Raw genomic sequence first — 21427 nt, 5'->3', positions numbered from 1 at the left:
TTACTTAAACGGCTTAATTGGTAATCAGGGAAAACCTGCCTAAGTATAATTGCTCACTGCAAAAGTGACATGCTCCCCAAAAGTACGGCGATATTGCTCAAGGGCTGAACTGTACTGAGGGTTATGCTAAAGATGTGGGCTACGAGCTATGGGAGTTGTTCTCTGATGCTTTTGGAGAAGAGGTTAATAAGTTAAATTTGCGATCGGCACTGATTCGGAAGTCGATGATTAGCAATGTTACTGGAAGCGTCATTAGTGGCAATCATGTTGCTCGTGGTCATTTAATCGGAGCGCTGAATGTCTGCACATCGCAGGAAGAGTCGCCTGAGTTTTTGCGGGGAAAGCAGCGGGCGAAAATGGAGGCGATTAAACGCTTGCAAGCCGTCGGTTTGAGCGACGAGCAGATCGCGCAATGCTTGGATCTGACGGTAGAAGAGATTCGAGAAGTCGATTTGACAGAATAAGAATGTTTTGCTCCTGATTACCAGATAGATTGAATCGTTAAAAAGCTCAGAAAACGAAAAATCACCATGAGATTCATTAACCCCAAAATCGAGTTTGCATTCAAAAAAATATTCGGCTCCAATCAAAGCAAACCAATCTTAATCAGCTTTCTCAATGCCATGATTTATGATGGTAATCCCACCATCGCTGACTTAGAAATTATCGACCCGTATTTAGCATTGAGAGTTCCGTATCTCAAAGACTCTTACCTGGATGTCAAAGCCAGACTTGCAGGAGGCGCAACTGTAATTATCGAGATGCAAGTTTTAAATGTAGAATCTTTTGCGAAACGGGTAGTTTACAATACTGCGAAAACTTACTCAACTCAACTGATTCGCGGTGAAGGTTACTTTAAGTTAAAACCTGTAATTGCTTTGACAATTACTGATTTTGAAATGTTTGACAATGACCGAGAAGTAATTTCTCACTTTGTGTTCAAGGAGAAAAAACGTTTATTTGATTATGTCGATCCAGAGATAGAATTGATTTTTATCGAATTGCCGAAATTCCACAAACAATTGGATGAGTTAGAAACTTTGACTGACAAGTTGGTTTATTTTATGAAAAATGCTCCCAGTTTGGAAGTGGTACCGCAAACAATGGAAACAGTCTCGGAAATACAGCAAGCCTTTGCGATTGCTAATGAAACTAACTTGAATCCAGAAGAGTTGGCAGATTTAGAAGCACGCGAAAGGTATATTCTGGATCAGCAGGGAATCTTGCGAAAGGGAATTGAAGAAGGACTCGCACAAGGGCGAGAAGAAGGTAGAGAAGAAGGCAGAGAAGAAGGCAGAGAAGAAGGCAGAGAAGAAGGACTCGCTCTAGGAATGAGAGAAAAGGCTCTAGAAATTGCTAGGCAACTTCTCAATGTCCTTGACAATCAAACAATTAGTCAAACAACTGGTTTGAGTGTTGAAGATATCGAAAACTTGCGGGAGGAATGAAAGGAAGGGAAAAAGTGCGATCGCACAATTAGTACACCTTTTCTCGCTACTAGGATCAGCCTGGTAGCGCAGGTTTTTGAGGTTCTGCCTCTTTGATTGAGAATGACGCTAAATATTAACTCTCATCCACTTAATGCTCAAGGATGAGTCTGCCCTCTCTCTAAAGGAAGATTTCATTAAACCAGTAAATTCCGTATGATGCTGTAAAAGTCAGTCAGAGGGGAAAGCTATCTCCGACTCTAGCTCCGAATAACTGACCAATCTTACAATATAAAAAAATACATCTCATGACATCAGTCACTCCCAATCAAACTTCCTCTCAATACGAAGTTAGCGAACCAGAAGACAAAATTGAGTCTCTGGTAGAAGAAGTTAAGCCAGAAAGCGAACTCGATTTAGAATTCCTCTACACCAGAGACATTGAATTCCGACAAGAAACAATTTATTTCATTGTAGTCGATCGCTTTTACGACGGCGACCCCGCAAATAACGAAGGCCCAAACCCAGAACTTTACGATCCAGAAGGCAAAGATTGGGGCAAATATTGGGGCGGCGACTTGCAAGGAGTTATCGACAAACTCGATTACTTAAAAGATATGGGAGTTAGCGCAGTTTGGCTGACTCCACTGTTCGAGCAAGTAGAAGCATTGTTTGTCGAACAAGCTGCAATTCACGGCTACTGGACTAAAGATTTCAAGCGACTAAATCCCCGCTTCATTGCCACAGGCGACAATCCTTCTATTAACCAAACACAAGAAAGTAAAGATACGGTATTTGACAAATTAGTACACGAGTTGCACCAGCGAAACATGAAACTCGTACTCGATATTGTCTGCAATCACAGCAACCCAGATTTTAGTGGCAAAAAAGGGGAACTCTACGACGACGGCGTAAAAATAGCTGACTTTAACGACGATGAAGATGACTGGTATCACCACTACGGCGAAGTCCAAAACTGGGAAGATGAATGGCAAGTCCAAAATTGCGAACTATCGGGTTTAGCAACTTTCAACGAAAACAATATTGCCTACCGGAATTACATTAAGTCAGCAATTAAACAATGGCTCGACAGAGGTGTTGATGCTTTGCGGGTTGATACAGTTAAGCATATGCCTATTTGGTTTTGGCAGGAATTTAATGCTGACATTTTAGCACACCGACCTGATGTTTTCATTTTTGGCGAATGGATTTACAGCGACCCTAGAAACGATCGTTCTGTGGAATTTGTCAACGAGTCGGGGATGACTATTTTAGATTTTGGTCTGTGCGTGGCAATTCGAGAAGTATTGGGAAAGGGTGCGGAGGCGGGATTTAAGTTAGTCCAAGATGTTCTGAATTTGGATCACCGCTACTACGGGGCGACGGAGTTGATTACTTTTATTGACAACCACGATATGCCGAGGTTTCAGTCGTTGAATCCCGATCCAGAAATGCTGCTGTTGGCGATAGGTTTAATTATGACGACTCGCGGCATTCCCTGCATTTATTACGGCACCGAACAGTATCTGCACGATGATACAGATGGGGGAAATGACCCCTACAACCGCCCGATGATGGAAAAGTGGGATACTGATTCGCCGATTTACCGAGCTGTGCGATTGCTGTCGGGATTGCGGCGGCTGAATCCAGCTATTTCGATGGGGAGTCAGTGGCAAAAATATCTAACTCCTGATGTTTATTGTTACGTGCGCCGCTATCGCGATTCGGTGGTGTTTGTAGCGATGAATCGTGGCAGTTATGTTACAACAATTAAAGAGGTGGATACTGAGCTGCCTGATGGAGAGCATACGGAGGTTTTATCGCGCCGTAAGTTTGAAGTTAAAGACGGGATGCTGTACAATTTAGAGTTGGGTTCGCAGGAAGTAATGATTTTTAGCCGCGTCGGAGAACGAGTTAAGGCGAAAACTATTGTGCGGGCGCAGCTTAACAGCGTTAGAACTCAGCCTGGGGAAAGAATTGTGGTGATTGGAGATTGTCCTGAATTGGGGAATTGGGATATTAGTAAGGGCTACCCGTTGGAGTATATCAATACTAATACTTGGTTTGGGGAAATTCCTTTTAATGAAAGTGCGGGGAAGTTGATTTCTTATAAGTATGCACTGCTACGGGAAGGACTGTCGCCGCTGCGAGAAAATCTGGTTTGTCGCCGCTGGGTTTTAGTTTCCGAAGGGACTGTGAAATGGCGGGATAAGTGGGCGAGTGGACGCGAGTCGTGATTTTTAATCAACAGGCTTTCCGGCCTGTTTTACCAGTTTTTAATGAACAGGCAAGATGCCTGTTCCACAACCAAGTTTCTGTTTTGTGGAACGGGCCGGAGAGCCCGTTGGTGATATTACGAGTTTAAAGCGATCGCAACTTCTCGACTACCATATCGACATAACGTTCGCTACTGTGCTGGTTCAAAACCATTTCGTATCCCCGCTGCGCTTGAGATTCAGCTTCTTGAGGATTTTTTAGCAAATGGACGATCGCCTCGCGCAAACCTGCGGCATCTCCCACATCTACCACTTTGGCAATATCCGGAGTGGCTAAATAATCGACCATACCTTGAGTCCGAGTAATGACGACCGGTCGCTTGCAGGCCATTGCTTCCACCAAACCCTGCACTCCCGCAGCATATTTATTGTCCACCAAACAAACTGCAATTACGTCTGCATCGCGGTAAAGCTGCACTAAATCCGGCCATTCGTAGAATTTGCGCGACATATTTTCTGGCATAGTATCGGGGAAAGCTTGCGATAAAGCTTTGGCATCTTTAGAAAAACCGCTAATTTTTACGTCAACATCTAAGTCAGCAGTTGCTGCTGCTAGGAGTCGGTAGTCGCGCTTTTCTAATCCGACGCTAACAACTGTTTGCCGCTTTTTCTCGCCAGAAACGGGGCCCGGTGTGAAAAACTGGGTGTCTGTCTGTTCTAGAAGCACTAAGATGCGCGATTCAGGTATACCTAAATAGCTGCGGAGGAAGTTTGTTTGAGGGCTGGCGCAGGCCATGAACAGGTCAATTTTGTCAGCCAAACCGAATAGTTTCAGCGCGAGGCGGCCGCGCAGCCGATCGATATTGTGAAAATATACAATAATTTTCGGGCGATCAGACGATTCACCGCACACCGCCGCCACTGGAATGCCAATGTCCTCGCCGGTACAAAATATCACGTCGTCGCTGCTGACTTGCTCGGACAACTTGCGGGCGGCGGCCCAATGTTCGGGTTTAGAAGAAATTTTCGATCGCAGCTTGTCGCTCAACGATATCGCTTCGCCATCCGGGGCGTGGACAGTGGCATTTAAGCGGTCTCTGAGGGCTCGCAGGACGTGGCGAGGGCATTTGCCTAGTTGTGCATCGCGGTCAATTCCATCTAGGTCTATTTTGCGACCTAATGCCAAATGGTATTTCAAAGTATTCTCCTTATAATCATGTTGGTGCTGGCACAAATTATCTAACCTCAGAAGATTCTATCCTCTGCTGTTGAAAGTGCTAGTGCGATCGGTCAGTCGATTTTAGATTTTAGATTTTAGATTTTAGATTTTAGATTGGACTCTACAGATGAATCTGGGGGGTTCTCCCTCATGTGTGAATTTTTTTGAGTTCCACGAATCCTGTCTGGGGCTTGTATCGCAAGGGCGCTGACGGTTAGGAAACCGGGTTTCTCGGCATCGGCGCGCAAATCCTGTAGGAATAAAAAACAGTGACACGCGCCGATCGATTCCAAGGACTTAAGCTTTTATGCTGAAGTTAGCTAAAAAATTTATGTTTAACCTCATGTATATTTCTCCAGAGCAAGACCAAAAAATTCGCTACACCCTGCGCGAGTGCGGTCAAGAAGCTTACAAGCTCGCAGCCGAACCTTTTGAAGTTTGCGAGAAAGGGCCCAACGACTACGTGACGAGTATCGATCAATACCTAGACCGACAACTATCGGCAGCATTTAGCGCTTTGTTTCCTGAAGACGGCAGGATAACGGAGGAAAACGCCGCTTCCAGAGCAGCTTACGGGGCCAATTACCAGCGGCTCTGGTGCATCGATCCCCTCGACGGAACTGAAGAATTTATTCGGGGAAAACTACACTACGCTTCGATGGTGGGGCTGCTGCTTGAGGGGGAACCGGTGGCCGGCTGGCTCTACGCCCCGGCTTTTGACCAAATGTATTTTGGCGGCAAAGGTTGGGGATTGTTCCAAACTGTGGGAGCCCAAGCGCCGCAGCCGATCGCCCTATGCAAACCGCCTGCTCCGACAGCGGAAAATTGTAAAATTATTCTCGGAGACAAAGACCAGAAAAACTACGCCCGGGCGATCGCCCAAAGCATCCCCGGAGCAGAATTTTACTCGTTGGGCAGCTTTGGCTTAAAAGTGATGGAAGTTATCTTCGGTCGAGCTGGTTTGTACCTGTATCTCAACGGCAGAGTTAAAGTGTGGGATACCGCCGGCCCTCTGGCTCTAGCAAAAGCAGCCGGATTGGTTTGTTGCGACTTGCAAGGTCAACCGCTGAGGTGGACTAAAGATGCGATCGAGCCGGAGACTCTGGCCCACACGCAGTCAATCGCGATCGGCTGGCCGGACTACATAGAACCTCTGTTGGGCAAAGTTCAAAAGGCAGTGGCACGCTTGTAAACCCGTTTAAGATTAAAGAATCTGCCGATTTTACGTGAAGCGGGCCTCTGCACCCTTATCATCAATTAAAGGAGCAACGGATTGTTTGTGTTCCCAAACATCGATCGTTCCCTAGCTGTTGGGTGTCGCCTAATCATATTTTCCACCTCCGCGAGTTTGCGTCAGGAACCTCAGCCCTGACGGCGTGAGGCTTGGAAGAGTAATCTGACAAGCCATTCTGACCAGCTATCGTCTTAACTGACTACGTTTTTTGAGTCACGACACTCCTTGAATGCGAAGCCAGTTTTCCGCTATGTCGCTGAAGGTTAAACAGCCCTAATGTCACTGGGGCAGTGCTTTGGGCCCAACAAGCTCACTAAACCAAGGCGCAGGCTAACATCACCCCGAAAGGGAGGCTCGAAAGAGCAAAACACTATGCGTACAGGGCCGGGAAGTTTGAGGCGGTAATTGTCCCGCTGAAAGTGCAACACAAAAGCACACCGAGCCAACCAGTCCCAAGGCGGTAGTAATCAAAAAAAGACAATATAAAGCCGTCCTAGAAGGACGGGGTTTCTACCCATTTTTTTGATGAAGACAGAAGCTTTCAGTGAGCTATTCCCTCTATTTAAGGGTGCTAACCCAGAAACCTTGGGAGGGCTGCTATCAAATGCCGTCAAGCATGAGTATCCCCCGGGCCGAGCTGTGGTGATGGAGGATTCTTGGGGCAACGCGATTTACTTTGTCGTGTCTGGCTGGGTAAAAGTCCGCCGCTTGTCAAACGATCGAGCTGTATCAATGGCTATTTTAGGACGGGGTGCCTTCTTCGGCGAAATGGCCATTCTGGACGAATCTCCCCGATCGAATGACGTACTTGCTCTATCGCCGGTGCGACTTCTCAGCGTCACAGCTCAGCGATTTATCCAAACCCTGTTTAAAGATCCGCAATTGCACCACCGGATGCTGCAACTGATGGTGCGGCGACTCCGCCAAACCAATCACCGCTATCAACTCCGAAACCGCCAGCCAGCGGTTAAACTAGCAAATACTTTAGTCGAGCTGGCAGAAAACTACGGTCAGAAAACTGCTGAGGGCAAAGATATCTTCAATATTCCTTATGAAGACTTAGCTGATGTGACAGATATCACCCTAGATGAAACCAGCAAAATTATGGAAAAACTCGATAGTAAAGGTTGGATCAAAATCGATCCAGACCGCGAAACTATCCATTTGATCAACCTCAAGCACTTGATTAATTTGGCAAGTCAATGACTGATGTTACTTATGAGGATACCTCGTCGGCTGCCGACAACCGTCAGGGGCAACTAACAGCACCGACAATTCAATATTCGGTGGCGATGCCCAATCCTGAATCCCACCTGTTTGAAGTAACTTTGCGCGTGCAAGGTTGGTCGGAGCCGGTTTTGGATTTAAAAATGCCTGTCTGGACTCCCGGTTCTTACTTGGTTCGAGAATACGCCCGCCACCTGCAAGATTTTAGCTCCCATGGGGGCGCTCAAGCTTTACCTTGGCGCAAGCTCAGCAAAAATCACTGGCAAATCGAGACTGATTCGGTGTCAGATATCACGGTTCGCTACCGCATTTTTGCCAACGAACTGACAGTGCGAACCAATCATTTAGACTCGACTCACGGTTATTTCAATCCGGCGGCTTTGTGCTTTTTCTTGCCCGGTTTTGAGAGCAACTGCTACACTATAACCGTTGTGCCACCGCAGCCAGAATGGCGCACCGTTACTACTTTGCCGCCTGTTTATGGTCAAAATCTTACTTTCGCTGCTGCGGATTTTGATACCCTTGTAGATAGTCCTTTTGAGATTGGCTGTCACGAAGTATACGAGTTTGAAGTGATGGGAAAACCCCACCAGCTAGTTGTTTGGGGAAAAGGCAATTTAGAACCAGATCGGGCGATTCGAGATATCCAAAAAGTGATCGAAGTCGAGGCAAAAATGTTCGGCGGTTTGCCTTACGAACGCTATGTGTTTTTCCTGCATTTGTCCGGCTCGGGTTTTGGCGGTTTGGAACACAAGGAGAGTTGCACTCTCAACTATCCGCGTTTTGGTTTTCGGGCTAAGGAAAAGTATGAACGCTTTATTCAGTTGGTAGCTCACGAGTTTTTTCACCTGTGGAATGTCAAGCGCATTCGACCGAAAGCTCTCGAAGTATTTGACTACGAAAAAGAAAATTACACTCCTTCTTTATGGTTCTCTGAAGGCACTACCAGCTATTACGATTTGGTGATTCCTTTTCGAGCTGGACTCTACAACGTGAAAGGTTTTTTCCAAGGTATGGCTAAGGAAATTACTCGCTTGCAGACGACTCCGGGGCGGAGCGTGCAGCCTCTGAGCGAGTCGAGCTGGGATGCTTGGATTAAACTTTATCGCCGGGATGCTAATAGCGACAACTCGCAGATTTCCTATTATTTGAAAGGGGAAGTTGTGTCGTTTTTGCTCGATTTGTTGATTCGAGCCAGACACGGCAATGAGCGATCGCTCGATGATGTGATGCGTTTGATGTGGCAGCAGTTTGGCAATGCTAATTCTGCCCAAAACGGCGATTTTGACCTGAAGTCGGGAACAGACGGCAAATCGGCGCATTTGACCTCAAACGGACAGTTAAATTCTCCTTCGCTGCCAGCAGAAATAGGCTTTACTCCCGAAGAGTTGCAAAGTGCGATCGAGTCCGTCGCGGGCATTGATTTGAGCGACTTTTTTGCCCGCTATATAGACGGTACAGAAGAGTTGCCTTACAACAAGTATCTGGAACCTTTCGGGCTGGAACTCACCGCAAGTGAAACTAGCGAAACACCTCGCATCGGTTGGACGTTGGGAACGGAAAACGGGCGGGAAATGGTTAAATTTGTCGAAGTAGGATCTCCGGCACAATTGGCCGGAATTGATGCGGGAGACGAGTTGCTGGCGATCGAAGGTTTTCGGGTAAATTCAGAACAAGCGGGTGAGAGGCTAAAAGATTATCAGCCGGGGGACACAATAGAGGTGACGGTTTTTCACCAAGACGAACTGCGGACTTGTCCTGTTACTCTTGCCCCGCCGCGCCCGATGCGTTACTCGATCGTGCCGGTGGAACAGCCCACTGCTATTCAGAAACAAAACTTTACGGGATGGCTAGGAGTTCCTTTATCAAAACTGTGACATAAATGAAGGGGAAGGGGAAGGGGACAGAAAAGACAAGAAGGAATCAGGCGCAATTCCCAATTCCCAATTCCCAATTCCCAATTCCCAATTCCCAATTCCCAATTCCCAATTCCCAATTTTGATTATGCAAACCCCACCTCCTCCATCAATTACGCCCCGCCAAATGAATTTGCTGAGAATTGTTGCTTCTATGGCCTGGGCTGACGGCGAACTCGCCACAGAAGAAGTTAATTTAATGCTCGATCGCTTTTGTCGTTTGTTTGCCCCAGATACCGACGGACAACAAATGCAACAAGAACTGCGGGATTACGTCATGCAAAATATCCCCCTTGACGAGTTGATCGGCCAACTAGAAACTCAAGATGAAAAGGAATTAGTCTTGCAACTAGGCTATGAAGTGATTTCTTCTAGTTCTCGCACTCCTGACGAACCAAAAATTAACGCTGAAGAAGCCGCAGCTTATCAAAAATTAGTGCAGTTGCTGAATCTTTCAGAGGATGTGGTCAAGCGTATTGAAGCTGAATCATCGGCTGCAGATACTTCAGAGGGAATTGTCGAGAAGATGGCTCAAAAATTAGAAAAGTTCATCAAAGGCTAGTTCGGGACTTGCGTGCGCTTGGCTTAAAAACCCGGTTGATTCCTAGATTTCTCGTTACTAAACCGGGAATTTTTCGTAGAAACCGGGAATAAGCCCCCCATGCCTAAGTCTTGTTAGGTAAGTATCGAAATAATATTTTTCTGAGTGCAACTATTTACAACTAAATCAGAAGGGAAATAAACCGGATTGTGACTCCCAATTTCCTAGGATATACTAACACAAAAACACAGGGAAGTTGAGAATATTTTTCATCGCCGACAACGGTAACAGAATTTGCGTGAAGCGAAGCTATCCCGCAGGGAATCGCCTTTCTCGCCCGCAGCCTTCCCATTAACAATAATTAGGGACTTAGGCAAAGCCTAAATCCCTAATTGAGCTACCGATTTTTTGCCATTACTGAAAGTGATATCGTTTCCGGTTGCATCAGAATAATAAAATCGAGTCAACAGTCAACAGTCAACAGTCAACAGTCCACAATCATTTCTGAGTAAAACCGGAATAGATATTAATCAAACCCGTCATTAGTGCGGTAACTTGCTGAGGGCGTGCCAAGTTCTATAGCCGACAATTCCATCTTGCGGTAAAGCCTTGCTAATTTGCAATTGTCGCACTGCTACATCTGTCATCGGCCCGAAGAATCCGTCAATGGAGCCGAAATAGTATCCATTGATTTTCAAGACATTCTGAACAATTTTAACAGCATTGCCAGAACTGCCCTTCATGACGATCGGCATATTCACAGGTGCACCAGAGTATAGTGCTTCCCAAGTGACAGGGCCGACAATCCCATCTTCTTTTAAAAAGACGCGGTGTTGATAGCCTTTGACCGCGTTTTGAACTTGGATGCCGAAAATACCGTCAATCGGCCCAAAATAATATGCCCAATGATATAGAAGCTGTTGTAGTTCCTTGACAGCTTGACCTGTTGAACCCATTTGTAAAGTGGGTTTGTTTACTCCCGTGGTTTCAGCAAATGCCAGACTTGATTGAGCAGTAGTATCGGCGACAAGAGCCATAGTTTCATTGTTCAAGCTTCTTTCTTCCGTGAACATAATGTGATTCCTTTCAAGATTTAAGTTTTGGTGTTTGATATTTCAGGTATAACTCGTAGGTTTTATGACTGCACAGTCACTTTTTCGAGTGTCACTCGTTTGAGTGTCACTCATTTGAGTTACCCGTTGGTTTGTCGTAAGGAATGCAAGTTGTAATATTTTTATGAGGACTTCCGTCGTCACTACAAACCCACGGGTAAGGTGCGCGGTACACACCCTACAAAATACAAAGATGCGGGGTACGCACCCTACCAACTACTGTTGATTGTTTACTCAGCAAATTCTCGCAAGGTTGGAATTAAATACTGTGTCAAAGTAAAGGCATCTACTCCTAATTCCGTCCGTTCTTTAGCAGCCATGATTCCGGCTTGAGCGTGCCACCAAGCTGCTGTTGCAGCAACTGATTTGGGGGGGGATTTGCGGGCGATCGCACTTGCTAATAGTCCCCCCAACAAGCCTGTGAGAACGTCGCCGCTGCCGCCTCTGGCGAGGGCTGGGGTGCTTTCGGGATTGAGGTAGGTGATGGTACGTGAAGCGTCGCTATGCCGTAGGGAATCGTCCTCATCCTTCCAACTTATGCAAACTTTGGCTCCTTTGAGCAATATCGTTGCACCGCAAAGCTGAGCTGCTGCTTGAGTGGCGGCAATTCGATCATCGCCGGTTTGCTCGGCTAATTCGGGAAATAAACGCTTGAATTCGCCCGGATGAGGCGTGATAATTGTCAGTGCTGGGCGTTCGGACAAAATCGGGACTGTGCCGAGTTGAGCGAGGATATTTAAACCGTCAGCATCTAAAACCAGAGGTCGATCGCTCTCCAGTACAGATTCTACAGCTATTGCGGCTTCCAATGTCAGACCTGGGCCTGCGGCGATCGCATCATAGGTGTCCAAATCAATTGCTATTGGCAATTGGCTAATTGCACCGCTTTGGGTTTCGGGACATCCTATAACTAATGCCTCTGGTAACTGGCTGCTCAACATCGATTTAATCGACTCAGGAACAGCAATTGACAGCATTCCGATGCCGCTAGCTCTTGCTCCCAATGCTGCCAAAATTGCGGCTCCGCTGTAGCGGCGGGAACCTGCAATAATTAGTAAGTGACCATTGGTGTATTTGTGCGAAATAGGCGATCGGGGTAACGGCAAATGCTGAGTTGCCCATGCTTTTGTAATGCGTTGTATTGCTGGCGTTTCACCCAATATTGCTGCAATATCTGCTGCGGGAATATCAAAATCAATTAATTCAGAACTCCCGATATATTCTAACGCTCGGTCTTGCAGAAATGCCATTTTCCACAAACCCAAACATAATGTATGTTTTGCCCGGATAGCCGTCCCCAAAACTTCTCCTGTATCTGTATGAATCCCCGATGGAAGGTCTATACTTAAAATGGGGATGTTTAAATTATTTATTTCGTCAATAGCGGCGGCTGTGGGGTTAGTAATTTCTCGTTCTAATCCAAATCCAAATAAACCATCTACGAGCAAGTCGCAGTTTGTCAGCAGTTCAATTTTATCAACAAATGGAATATTTAAAGAACGCGCATAATCAGCGTGACTTTTCGTGAGTTCTTTAAGTTTGGAAAACGGGCAGTAAATAACTACTTGGAACCCTTGAAAGTGCAATTCGCGGGCAACAACCAAAGCATCGCCGCCGTTGTGTCCGGGCCCAACCAATACGCCGATAACGGGCAATTGAGAATTAACAATATTTTTCCCTTCTTCCCTTTTCCTTCTATCCGTTAAATCCCGTACACTGCTAGTTGCCGAACTTCCTTCCGCTTTCAAAAGCTCCTGAATGCGTCTAGCAAGCAGTCCCGCGACTTTTTCCATTAAAGCTGCGACTGGCATTCCAGCAGCAAAAATTCTCGTTTCTATTTGCCGCATTTGGTCGGCGGTGACAACAAATTTTTGAATGGTCATATTAATGCTAAAATTTCAGCTAACAGCAGCAGTGGCCAGTTGTAGTATACTTGTGGTATAATAAATTAGCTCGATCGAACAAAGTAACAGTAAAATAGCAATTTCTCTCAGAATCATGAACAAGATTGTTGTAGGCCTCTCCGGCGGGGTCGATAGTTCCGCAGCAGCCGCAATTTTACACCATCAGGGATATGAAGTGGTGGGTTTAACGCTGTGGTTGATGAAGGGCAAAGGTCAGTGCTGCTCTGAGGGAATGGTCGATGCAGCTAAAATTTGCGAAGATTTGGGCGTTCCCCACCACATTGTTGACAGCCGCGAGGTCTTTCAGGCAAGTATTGTCGATTATTTGGTGGAGGGTTACAGTGCAGGAATTACGCCTCTGCCTTGTTCGCAGTGCAATAAAACTGTGAAGTTCGGGCCAATGCTTAAGTATGCTCGCGAAGAACTCGGAATTGAAAAAATCGCTACAGGGCACTACGCTCGGATTACTTACGATGCTGCTACGGGTCGCTATCAGTTGTTGCGGGCGATCGACCCTGCGAAAGATCAGTCTTATTTCCTGTACGATCTAACACAGGATTTGTTGGCGGGTACGGAGTTTCCTTTGGGGGAAATTACCAAGACAGAAACTCGCAGAATTGCGGCGGAATTTGGCTTGACAACTGCTGATAAGCCGGAAAGTCAGGATTTGTGCTTGGTGGAAAGTAACGGTTCGATGCGGGCTTTTCTGGATAAGTACATTGCGCCGCAAAAAGGTGACATTGTGGACAAGTCAGGGCGGGTGCTCGGACAGCATGACGGTGTGCACCACTACACCATCGGCCAGCGGAAGGGACTCGGTATTGCTGCACCGGAACCGCTGTATGTGATTGAACTTGATGCTGCTGGCAATCGGGTAATTGTGGGCGATCGACAGTTGGCAGTAGAATCTGAATGTACAGTCCAGAAAGTGAATTGGGTTTCTGTGGCTGCGCCGATGGCTCCGATTCGGGCTCAGGTACAGATTCGATATCGATCGCAACCCGTCCCGGCTACAATTATTCCTGTAGAATCCTCCCAACCAGAGGAAAAAGTCGGCGGTACAAGAGTTAAGTTGATTTTTGACGAACCGCAGTTGAGCATTACCCCCGGACAGGCGGCTGTCTGGTATGACGGCGAGGTGCTGTTGGGCGGCGGCATCATCGAAAGAAACCAACTCCCAAATTAAAGCAAGGGGCGGGCTAGAAGCCCAACCCCTACTCCCCACAAGAAACCACCCACAAAAAAACTCACTCTTTGTGGAACAGGCATCTTGCCTGTTCCCAGAAGCCGACAAGAAACCTCCCACAAGAAAATTCACTCTTTGTGGAACAGGCATCTTGCCTGTTCCCAGAAGCCGACAAGAAACCTCCCACAAAAAAACTCACTCTTTGTGGAACAGGAATCTTGCCTGTTCCAAAAAAACTTATTTTTCATTTCACAGGGGTAAATTTACCTAGCTAACTTTTTTTCCAAACGCAAGATATTTCCCCTAGCATTAGTACGGTACACCCAAGTTTGCCTACCATCAGAAACCACAACCCGCCAACCTTCGACAATCATTTGACCGCAAATTTCATCCGCTTTCGCGAGTCCTAAACAAGTATTCGGCCAACTTTGTTCGCTTGATTCAGTTACTTTCAACTTGTCAGCAGCAATGCCAGTGGAGTCCGACAACTGTCGGCGAACTGCTGCTGCTACGGTTGCGGGCAATTTGTTTGGGGGATTTTGGCGCGTCGTCTCGGCCAACTTCCCCGGTTCGGAAATTAGAGTATTGAGTGCCAATACCGAATAGCTGATTGTTTGGGGCACCGCAGCTGAGGAAAATTGCTGCGCGGTTTGCTGCTGCTTTTCCAACTGGGCAAGGGAATCTTTGAGAGCGCCCGCGTTAGCGGCTGCGGTGTGTCTTAGCGCCGGATACATTTCCCATACCAGAATTCCTGTCAGCACCAAAGCCAAGATTACAGGATTGGGCTGCTTTTGGTCTCGGTTTTTATTCTTTTGAAAACTATTGTTGGAGATTCTTTTCATCATACGCCCTCTGCCTCACTTTACACAATGCGCGATCGCTCCTGGACACTCAACTGCAGATACTTATTTAGACACGATTGCTGGTGCTATTGGTTCCTTTGTGCAGAACCGACTTGACTGCGGGTTGCTGGTGCGATGTAAGTATTTCCTACTCGCTGCCGGCAGTTGTGTTTCAGGAAACTTGCACTACCCAGTTATTACTTAATTTTTACTTTTTGTCTCAGGGTATTAAGAAAAATTTATGCTTAAGTAAATATTCTTAAAAGCCTCTAATCCTGCCCCCGACTCTCAGTACAAATTACTATTCTTCGTTCCAAAACTGCTAAACGTGTTTTAGACTGTGAGAGGCGAGCTGAGCCAAGGATATCACAGGGATGCCACAAAATTTGTTGCAACAGGACTAAAGCGCATTAGAAATTAAATTAGCTATCGCTGATTAATTGTATTAGCATTGTGGTTTTCTAGAGCGATCGTCCCCGCAACTACTTTAGTAGCAAAGGCTACTTTTCGACTACAATTTTGTTGACATCTATCCATTATGAACAGGAAATCCCTGGCAATCAATTTAATGAATCGGCTGAGTTATCCTCAAAAATTTCTCCTGATCGGTTTTCTATTTGCAATACCGTTAACCTTGGTCATGTACCTGTTGATTTCCGAAATTAACAGCAGGGTTGATTTTACTCAAAAAGAAATTTACGGTAATCAATACTTGCGCCCACTGCGCCAGTTGAGGGAATACATACCAAAACTTCAACTGTTAAATTATCAGAGTTTAAGTTCTAATTTAAGCAATTCAAAATCTCGAACCGATTTAGAAGCCAAGATAGACAAGAACTTTCAGGCCCTAGCAAATACAGATAGCCAGGTCGGAAACATATTAATGTCAAGTGAAAATTTTCATAAAATTTATCAAGATTGGCAAAATTTTAAACTTCGCCGCAGCCAGTGGAGTTTAGAAACTTACGATTTTGTCTATCAACGTTTAGCTACAGACATTGATAGACTGAGCGCTCGCGTCGGCGATACTTCCAATCTGATTTCCGACCCAGATTTGGATACTTATTATTTAATAAATGCTACTTTGCGTCAGATTCCAGAAATGGAAAAAATTTTGTCAGAGATTAGACTTATTTCTCAAAAAATTAGCCTGCGTGCCGATGCCACACCAGAAGAAAGAGCGCAACTGATTACTCTTTCCAGCCGATTGAGAGAAATCAATGATGATTTGCAAGTAAACATGGAGGTAGCATTTAGCAATAATCATCAGGGGAATCTGCGCTCGGCATTAACACAGGATTTAATAAAATTCAACTCTCTGGTTAAGCAGCTAACTAAGCAACTAGATCAAACAATATATCAAACTGTATCACTAAAATATTACGCCTACATCACAGGAAGCAATTTGGCTTTAAATGCAATTTTTCAACTCGGAGATAAAACTGTAAACGAGTTAGATTTTCTTCTTCAGTACCGGATTGCTGCTTTTGTTAAGAGGAAACAAGTGATTATTATTTTAGTGTTAATAATATTAGCTCTCGTTATTTATCTATTTGTGTCTTTTTACAGGGCGGTTATGCAAACTGTATTTGTTCTTGACGAAACATCAAAAAAGATGGCAAGTGGCAATTTCGCACAAAAAATTATTTTGGATAACAGAGATGAACTGGGGCAAGTTGTGGGTGCGTTTAACAAAATTGCCGATGCCTTAGTTGCTGCAAATCAAGAAATTACTGTTCTCAACGATCGCCTGAAATCCGAAAATATGCGAATGAGCGCCGAACTAGACGTTACTCGCAAGATTCAGCAGATGCTGCTGCCGAAAGATCGAGAACTCAAGGAAGTTATCGGCTTAGATATTGCGGGATTTATGGAGGCTGCTGAGGAAGTAGGCGGCGACTATTACGACGTACTCCAACACAAAGGTAGAGTAAAAATCGGCATTGGGGATGTGACGGGACACGGATTGGAGAGCGGTGTTTTAATGATTATGGTTCAAACGGCAGTCCGAACTTTGCTCGCCTACAATGAACCCGATCCGGTGAGATTTTTAAGTGCTATTAACAGTGTAATTTACGATAATGTAAAGCGCATGAAATCCGATAAAAACGCCAGCCTTGCTTTGCTAGACTATGAGGAGGGGATGCTGAAGTTGAGCGGCCAGCACGAAGAAATGATTGTCGTGCGGTGTAACGGTTCTGTCGAGCGCTTTGATACGATCGATTTGGGTTTCCCGATCGGGCTGGATGCAGATATTGCTGAATTTGTTGCTGAGCAAATTGTGCATTTGCATTCAGGAGATGTAGTTGTGCTGTACACTGACGGGATTACGGAAGCTCAAAATATGGATCAACTGCTTTATGGTTTAGATAGGTTAATAGAGGTAATAGAGATTAATTGGCAGTGTTCGGCTGCCGAAATCAGGCACGCTGTAATTAAGGACGTGCGATCGCATATCGGCGAACAAAAAGTTTTTGATGACATCACATTGCTGGTACTAAAACAAAAATAACTACTTGGATATCCCTTCTAAAGTTTAAAATATATTCAGTGATGTCCGTCATCTCAAACTTTAGGTCTCACATTGATATGATTCAGATTTTCGGCGATTTCATAGAGCAGCCCGCTAGCCAAGAATACTTAATAATTGGATTTTCTCCGAGTTCGATTCCTCTCAAGCAGCGGTGGCGTAACAACGGTTTGTCGGCGGATTTTCTGGCTGACTACCTGACGACTTTTTTTCCGGGCAACCAAGATGATCCCGCGACAATTGAAAGACAAGCTGAAATAAAAAGCGCTGTTAGCTACATTGCCAACGAGTTATTGGAAAATGCCATGAAGTTTAATGATGAAACCTCGGAGTACCCGATCGATATTAAACTGCAATTAGACAGCGACGGAGTGATTTTCTCAGTTGCTAACAGCATCTCTCCGCAAGCGGTGGACAAGTTTCAGGCTTACATTCACCAGTTGCTGACCTCGGAGCCAAGCGAACTTTACATTCAGCGGTTAGAAAAAAATGCTGCTGACGAAACCTGTACGAATTCTGGATTGGGTTTGTTGACCATGCTCACCGATTATACCGCCAAACTTGGCTGGAAATTCCAGACCGTGCACAAAGACCCCGAAGTAATTGCGGTGACAACTATGGTGCAATTAACAGTATAACCAACGCTAGCGATCGATAATATCTAAGGGACTTTTTTTTGTGGCTATGGAAATTAATACAGAAGATTACCAGATCTGTTACGATCCAGCAACGGCAACCGTGAGTTTTATTGGATCTCTAAGGCTGAGCGGGCCTGCAGAGTACGCGCCGCTAGCGCAGTTTCTGACCAAAGTTGCCGACTTGGAACCGACAAAAATTACCCTCAATTTGCAGCAGTTAGAATTTTTGAACAGTTCTGGCATCAATATGCTATCGAAGTTTATTATCGAGGTTCGCAAAACAGCCAGGGTGCAAATGGCGGTACAAGGCTCTCAAAGCATAGCATGGCAAGGTAAGTCTTTGAAGAATTTCCAGCGCCTGATGCCTGGTTTGCAGTTGGATTTTCTATAGAAACACGATTACTTTTAGGGTGCGAGATGTTAAGCAATTTTTTGTTAGTCGAGGCGCAAATTCTCGAGTTATGCTGGAAGAACAACCATCTAGAGAACAGCTACTTTTAGAGATAGAAAGATTGCGCCAGCAAGTGGAAGACTTGAAGGAGGAAAAAGCGGATCTGGAAATCTTGCTGGAAACTACTGCTGAACATTCCGATACGGTTGAAACTGAGTTGCGAACTCGCGCATTCGAGGCGGTGCGCGAAGGCGAAATCAAGCTGGCTCAATTTCTCGAAGCGATTCCTATAGGTGTGCTCGTGCTGGATTCTCAAGGCCGACCTTACTACATAAATCACGCCGGACAGCAGTTACTCGGCCAAGGAGTTTTGCCCTTAAATGCAGTTGAGGATTTGTCAGAAATTTATCAAATTTATATTGCGGGAACTGAGACTATTTACCCTTTCGAGAATTTGCCCATCGTCCGAGCTTTGAGGGGCGAAAACGCGACGGCCGACAATCTGGAAATTCATCAACCCTACAAGAAAGTTCCCCTGGAGATTTGGGGAACACCAATTTTTGACGAGGGTGGCAAAGTTGCTTTTGCGATCGCAGTTTTTCAAGATGCCACGGAACGCAAAGAAGCTGAAGCAGATCGCCATTTATTTATTAAGAAACTATTTGACCTCAATCAAAATTTAGAAAAATCCCTGGATGCCGAATCAGAGTTAACTGATGCCTACGGTAGATTTGTGCCGCACCAATTTCTAAATTTGTTGGGATATGAAAGTATTATAGATGTCCATTTAGGCGACCAAGTGCAGCAGGAAATGTCGGTGCTATTTTCGGATATTCGCGACTTCACGAGGCTTTCCGAAACTATGACTCCCCAAGAAAATTTTAAATTTATCAATGCTTACCTTTCGCGGATGGAGCCGGCGATTACTAGCAATAATGGGTTTATTGACAAATACATCGGCGATGCAATTATGGCTTTGTTTAGTGACTTTGCAGATGATGCAGTGAAAGCGGGTATTGCAATGCTAAATACCCTCAAGATTTACAACGAATACCGTCAAGAGGTCGGCTACGTCCCGATCCGAATTGGCATTGGCATCAATTCCGGTTCTTTGATGCTGGGGACAGTCGGGGGGAAAAGCCGCATGGACAGCACTGTGATTAGCGATGCTGTTAATTTAGCATCTCGCATTGAAGGATTGACCAAAGATTACGGCGTACCTCTGTTAATTTCTCAGCAGACTTTAGAACGGTTGCGAAATCCCACAGATTATGCTATTAGGATTGTGGATAAAGTGCAGGTAAAAGGAAAATCTCAATATGTCGTAGTCTATGAGGTATTTGATGCAGATATGCCGGAAATTATGTCGGCCAAGCTAGCAAATTTGCCTGTATATAATGAAGCTATGTTACTGTGCGATCGCAAGGAATTCCGAGAAGCGGGAAAATTATTTGAAGAGTGTTTGCGAACAAATCCCAGCGATCAGGTAGCTCGCATTTACCTGAAACGCTGTCGGGATTGGCGATCGCTCCTTAAAGGAATTTAAAGCAGCTTACTCGATTTTAGATTTTAGATTGACTCCATATAGCAATCCTCGCATCACTTGTGAATTTCTTACTTTCTCCTCGCGGGTTCGGGGAGGGTTGGGGTGGGATAAAAAATTTAGGACTCCTGTAAGGATTGATATATATCTTGAGAGTGATGACTGACCTCTGGCCTCTGTCAAAGGTTTGACATACTCCCCTGCCTAAAGGCGAGGGGATTCTAAGCTCAAACAGCAATTGCAGGCACAGCCTGTCTAACATCGCCTAACTTAACGGTTGACGCCCCACCAAGGAAAACAAGCAAGTTATTTATTGCAGCGTTCTCGTCTCTGCTGTTCACCTTCTGGCAGGACGGACATCGCCATTCACGAACTGATAAATCCAATTCTTTCAGAACGTGTCCACAGTGGGAACAAGTTTTACTAGATGGATACCAGCGGTCGATAAAAACTAATTGTTTTCCTTTCTTTTTGGCAACCCATTTGAGAATTTGGAGGAAATCGCCAAATGCAAGGTCTGAGATTTTACGTCCCCAAAGCCGTTGCATTCCTTTTAGATTCAACGTTTCAAAACACAGCACGTCAAACTTATCAGTTAATTCGTGAGCCAATTTCCAGAACCAATCAGAGCGACGATTTACTACGTCAGGAGTGCTTGCGAACTAGATTGAGTCTTGCTCTTTCCCGGTTAGCTGAGCCTTTCCGTTTTTTGGAATGTTGACGATTCGCTTTCTTAATAGCGCCGAGGGATTGTTTCAGGAATTGTGGTGATTCGATTTTCGTTTTATCTGAGCAGGTGAGAAACGTTTTCAAGCCGAAATCTTGCGCCAGCGATTCTACTCGTCTCGACTTTGGTTTCAGGTTGTTCAACGCTGTCAACGACCACAACCATGAATAACTCTCCCAATGGAGTGCGCTTAATGGTTAAGGTTTTGACCTTCCCCGCTATCTCTCTGGAATTCCAATACTGATAAACGCGATTCCCAATTTTAATTCGATTACCACCTAAAAATTTATAGCCAGCTTGCTTGAGAGTGAACGATTTGTATTTGCGAACTTTCTTGAAACCGGGAGGTCTAACTCCTTTCTGGTGATGCTTAAAAAACAGTTGGTAGGCTTTCTCGATTCGCTGGCAGATATCCTGTACAGCCTGAGATCCAACCTGCTGCCAGAACGCTTTACGCTTTCTGATTTTAGCAATATGACTTTGAAGCTTGCTGCAATTCAAATGCTTGCCCCACATCCGGTAGTACCGTTTATGGAGTGCAATGCAATGGTTGTAGATCACCCCGGCAGCATTGATACTTCGCTTGAGATGTCTATTTCGCTTGCTTTGATATAGCTTAAACTTCAATGTTTTCATGCTAACCATGATCTCATAACGGGTAGCGATTGGGTAGCAAAATGATTAAAGAAAGATTAAGTAAGTAGTTAAACAAAATTAATTACATAAATAACTAATATGATATAATAAGAATATTAAGTATATTTAAAGAGGTTT

The 21427-nt window shown here is 45.2% G+C and carries 19 protein-coding genes; 13 read left to right on the top strand and 6 right to left on the bottom strand.

Annotation, left to right across the window (positions count from 1 at the left end; genetic code table 11):
• Positions 1-134 precede the first annotated feature (134 nt).
• From QUB11_RS27765 to QUB11_RS27755, 3 genes are all read left to right on the top strand, one after another.
• Entirely contained in the window at positions 135-464 is a 330-nt protein-coding gene (locus QUB11_RS27765; protein ID WP_333392175.1) for a hypothetical protein, read from the top strand.
• 66 nt (positions 465-530) lie between these two features.
• Entirely contained in the window at positions 531-1448 is a 918-nt protein-coding gene (locus tag QUB11_RS27760) for an Rpn family recombination-promoting nuclease/putative transposase (protein ID WP_333392173.1), read from the top strand.
• A gap of 287 nt (positions 1449-1735) precedes the next feature.
• On the top strand, positions 1736-3664 hold the full coding sequence (locus QUB11_RS27755) for an alpha-amylase family glycosyl hydrolase (RefSeq protein WP_333392172.1): 1929 nt from the start codon (positions 1736-1738) through the stop codon (positions 3662-3664).
• Between the two features lie 124 nt (positions 3665-3788).
• Here QUB11_RS27755 and QUB11_RS27750 read toward each other — a convergent pair whose 3' ends face one another.
• Complete coding sequence (locus QUB11_RS27750) at positions 3789-4841, bottom strand: glycosyltransferase family 4 protein (protein WP_333199851.1); 1053 nt, start codon at positions 4839-4841, stop codon at positions 3789-3791.
• Positions 4842-5193: 352 nt separating this feature from the next.
• Here QUB11_RS27750 and QUB11_RS27745 point away from each other — a divergent pair, with 352 nt between their 5' ends.
• The 4 genes from QUB11_RS27745 to QUB11_RS27730 all read left to right on the top strand — a co-directional run bounded on the left by QUB11_RS27745 (position 5194) and on the right by QUB11_RS27730 (position 9801).
• A complete protein-coding gene (locus tag QUB11_RS27745; RefSeq protein WP_333199853.1) occupies positions 5194-6054 on the top strand; it encodes an inositol monophosphatase family protein in 861 nt (286 codons plus the stop codon).
• Between the two features lie 567 nt (positions 6055-6621).
• Complete coding sequence (locus QUB11_RS27740) at positions 6622-7302, top strand: Crp/Fnr family transcriptional regulator (RefSeq protein WP_333156927.1); 681 nt, start codon at positions 6622-6624, stop codon at positions 7300-7302.
• Positions 7299-9200 carry a M61 family metallopeptidase gene (locus QUB11_RS27735; RefSeq protein WP_333392171.1) on the top strand — a complete coding sequence of 634 codons (1902 nt, stop codon included), beginning with the start codon at positions 7299-7301 and terminating at the stop codon, positions 9198-9200. Before QUB11_RS27740 ends, QUB11_RS27735 begins: the two co-directional genes overlap by 4 nt.
• Positions 9201-9327: 127 nt before the next feature.
• A complete protein-coding gene (locus QUB11_RS27730) occupies positions 9328-9801 on the top strand; it encodes a TerB family tellurite resistance protein (protein ID WP_333199857.1) in 474 nt (157 codons plus the stop codon).
• Between the two features lie 521 nt (positions 9802-10322).
• Here the strand turns inward: QUB11_RS27730 and QUB11_RS27725 are convergent.
• Both QUB11_RS27725 and QUB11_RS27720 read right to left on the bottom strand, forming a co-directional pair.
• A complete protein-coding gene (locus tag QUB11_RS27725; protein ID WP_333256681.1) occupies positions 10323-10832 on the bottom strand; it encodes a peptidoglycan-binding protein in 510 nt (169 codons plus the stop codon).
• 290 nt (positions 10833-11122) lie between these two features.
• Entirely contained in the window at positions 11123-12775 is a 1653-nt protein-coding gene (locus QUB11_RS27720) for an NAD(P)H-hydrate dehydratase (RefSeq protein WP_333392170.1), read from the bottom strand.
• Positions 12776-12890: 115 nt separating this feature from the next.
• Between QUB11_RS27720 and mnmA the strand changes: the two genes are divergently transcribed.
• Positions 12891-13982, top strand: coding sequence for a tRNA 2-thiouridine(34) synthase MnmA (mnmA, locus tag QUB11_RS27715; protein ID WP_333392168.1), 1092 nt, complete (start codon positions 12891-12893; stop codon positions 13980-13982).
• Positions 13983-14245: 263 nt separating this feature from the next.
• On the opposite strand, the gene QUB11_RS27710 is transcribed toward mnmA, so the two are convergent.
• Positions 14246-14827 carry a hypothetical protein gene (locus QUB11_RS27710; protein WP_333199865.1) on the bottom strand — a complete coding sequence of 194 codons (582 nt, stop codon included), beginning with the start codon at positions 14825-14827 and terminating at the stop codon, positions 14246-14248.
• A 535-nt stretch (positions 14828-15362) separates the two neighbouring features.
• Here QUB11_RS27710 and QUB11_RS27705 point away from each other — a divergent pair.
• From QUB11_RS27705 to QUB11_RS27690, 4 genes are all read left to right on the top strand, one after another.
• On the top strand, positions 15363-17336 hold the full coding sequence (locus QUB11_RS27705) for a PP2C family protein-serine/threonine phosphatase (protein WP_333199867.1): 1974 nt from the start codon (positions 15363-15365) through the stop codon (positions 17334-17336).
• 77 nt (positions 17337-17413) lie between these two features.
• On the top strand, positions 17414-17992 hold the full coding sequence (locus QUB11_RS27700; protein WP_333199869.1) for a DUF6272 family protein: 579 nt from the start codon (positions 17414-17416) through the stop codon (positions 17990-17992).
• A gap of 46 nt (positions 17993-18038) precedes the next feature.
• Positions 18039-18383, top strand: a complete 345-nt coding sequence (locus tag QUB11_RS27695) for a slr1659 superfamily regulator (protein ID WP_333199885.1) — start codon at positions 18039-18041, stop codon at positions 18381-18383.
• 70 nt (positions 18384-18453) lie between these two features.
• Complete coding sequence (locus QUB11_RS27690; protein WP_333199871.1) at positions 18454-19929, top strand: adenylate/guanylate cyclase domain-containing protein; 1476 nt, start codon at positions 18454-18456, stop codon at positions 19927-19929.
• Between the two features lie 224 nt (positions 19930-20153).
• On the opposite strand, the gene QUB11_RS27685 is transcribed toward QUB11_RS27690, so the two are convergent.
• Positions 20154-20537, bottom strand: a complete 384-nt coding sequence (locus QUB11_RS27685; protein WP_333054008.1) for a transposase — start codon at positions 20535-20537, stop codon at positions 20154-20156.
• A 34-nt stretch (positions 20538-20571) separates the two neighbouring features.
• Positions 20572-20739 carry a transposase gene (locus QUB11_RS27680; protein WP_333392177.1) on the bottom strand — a complete coding sequence of 56 codons (168 nt, stop codon included), beginning with the start codon at positions 20737-20739 and terminating at the stop codon, positions 20572-20574.
• Positions 20740-21016: 277 nt separating this feature from the next.
• Between QUB11_RS27680 and QUB11_RS27675 the strand changes: the two genes are divergently transcribed.
• Entirely contained in the window at positions 21017-21268 is a 252-nt protein-coding gene (locus QUB11_RS27675) for a hypothetical protein (protein WP_333231955.1), read from the top strand.
• The last annotated feature ends 159 nt before the right edge of the window (positions 21269-21427 follow it).

The organism is Microcoleus sp. B6-A1 (assembly GCF_036705085.1).
Lineage (GTDB): Bacteria > Cyanobacteriota > Cyanobacteriia > Cyanobacteriales > Microcoleaceae > Microcoleus.
The sequence above is the reverse complement of the archived record's forward strand: the minus strand, read 5'-3'. Positions and strand labels throughout refer to the sequence as shown.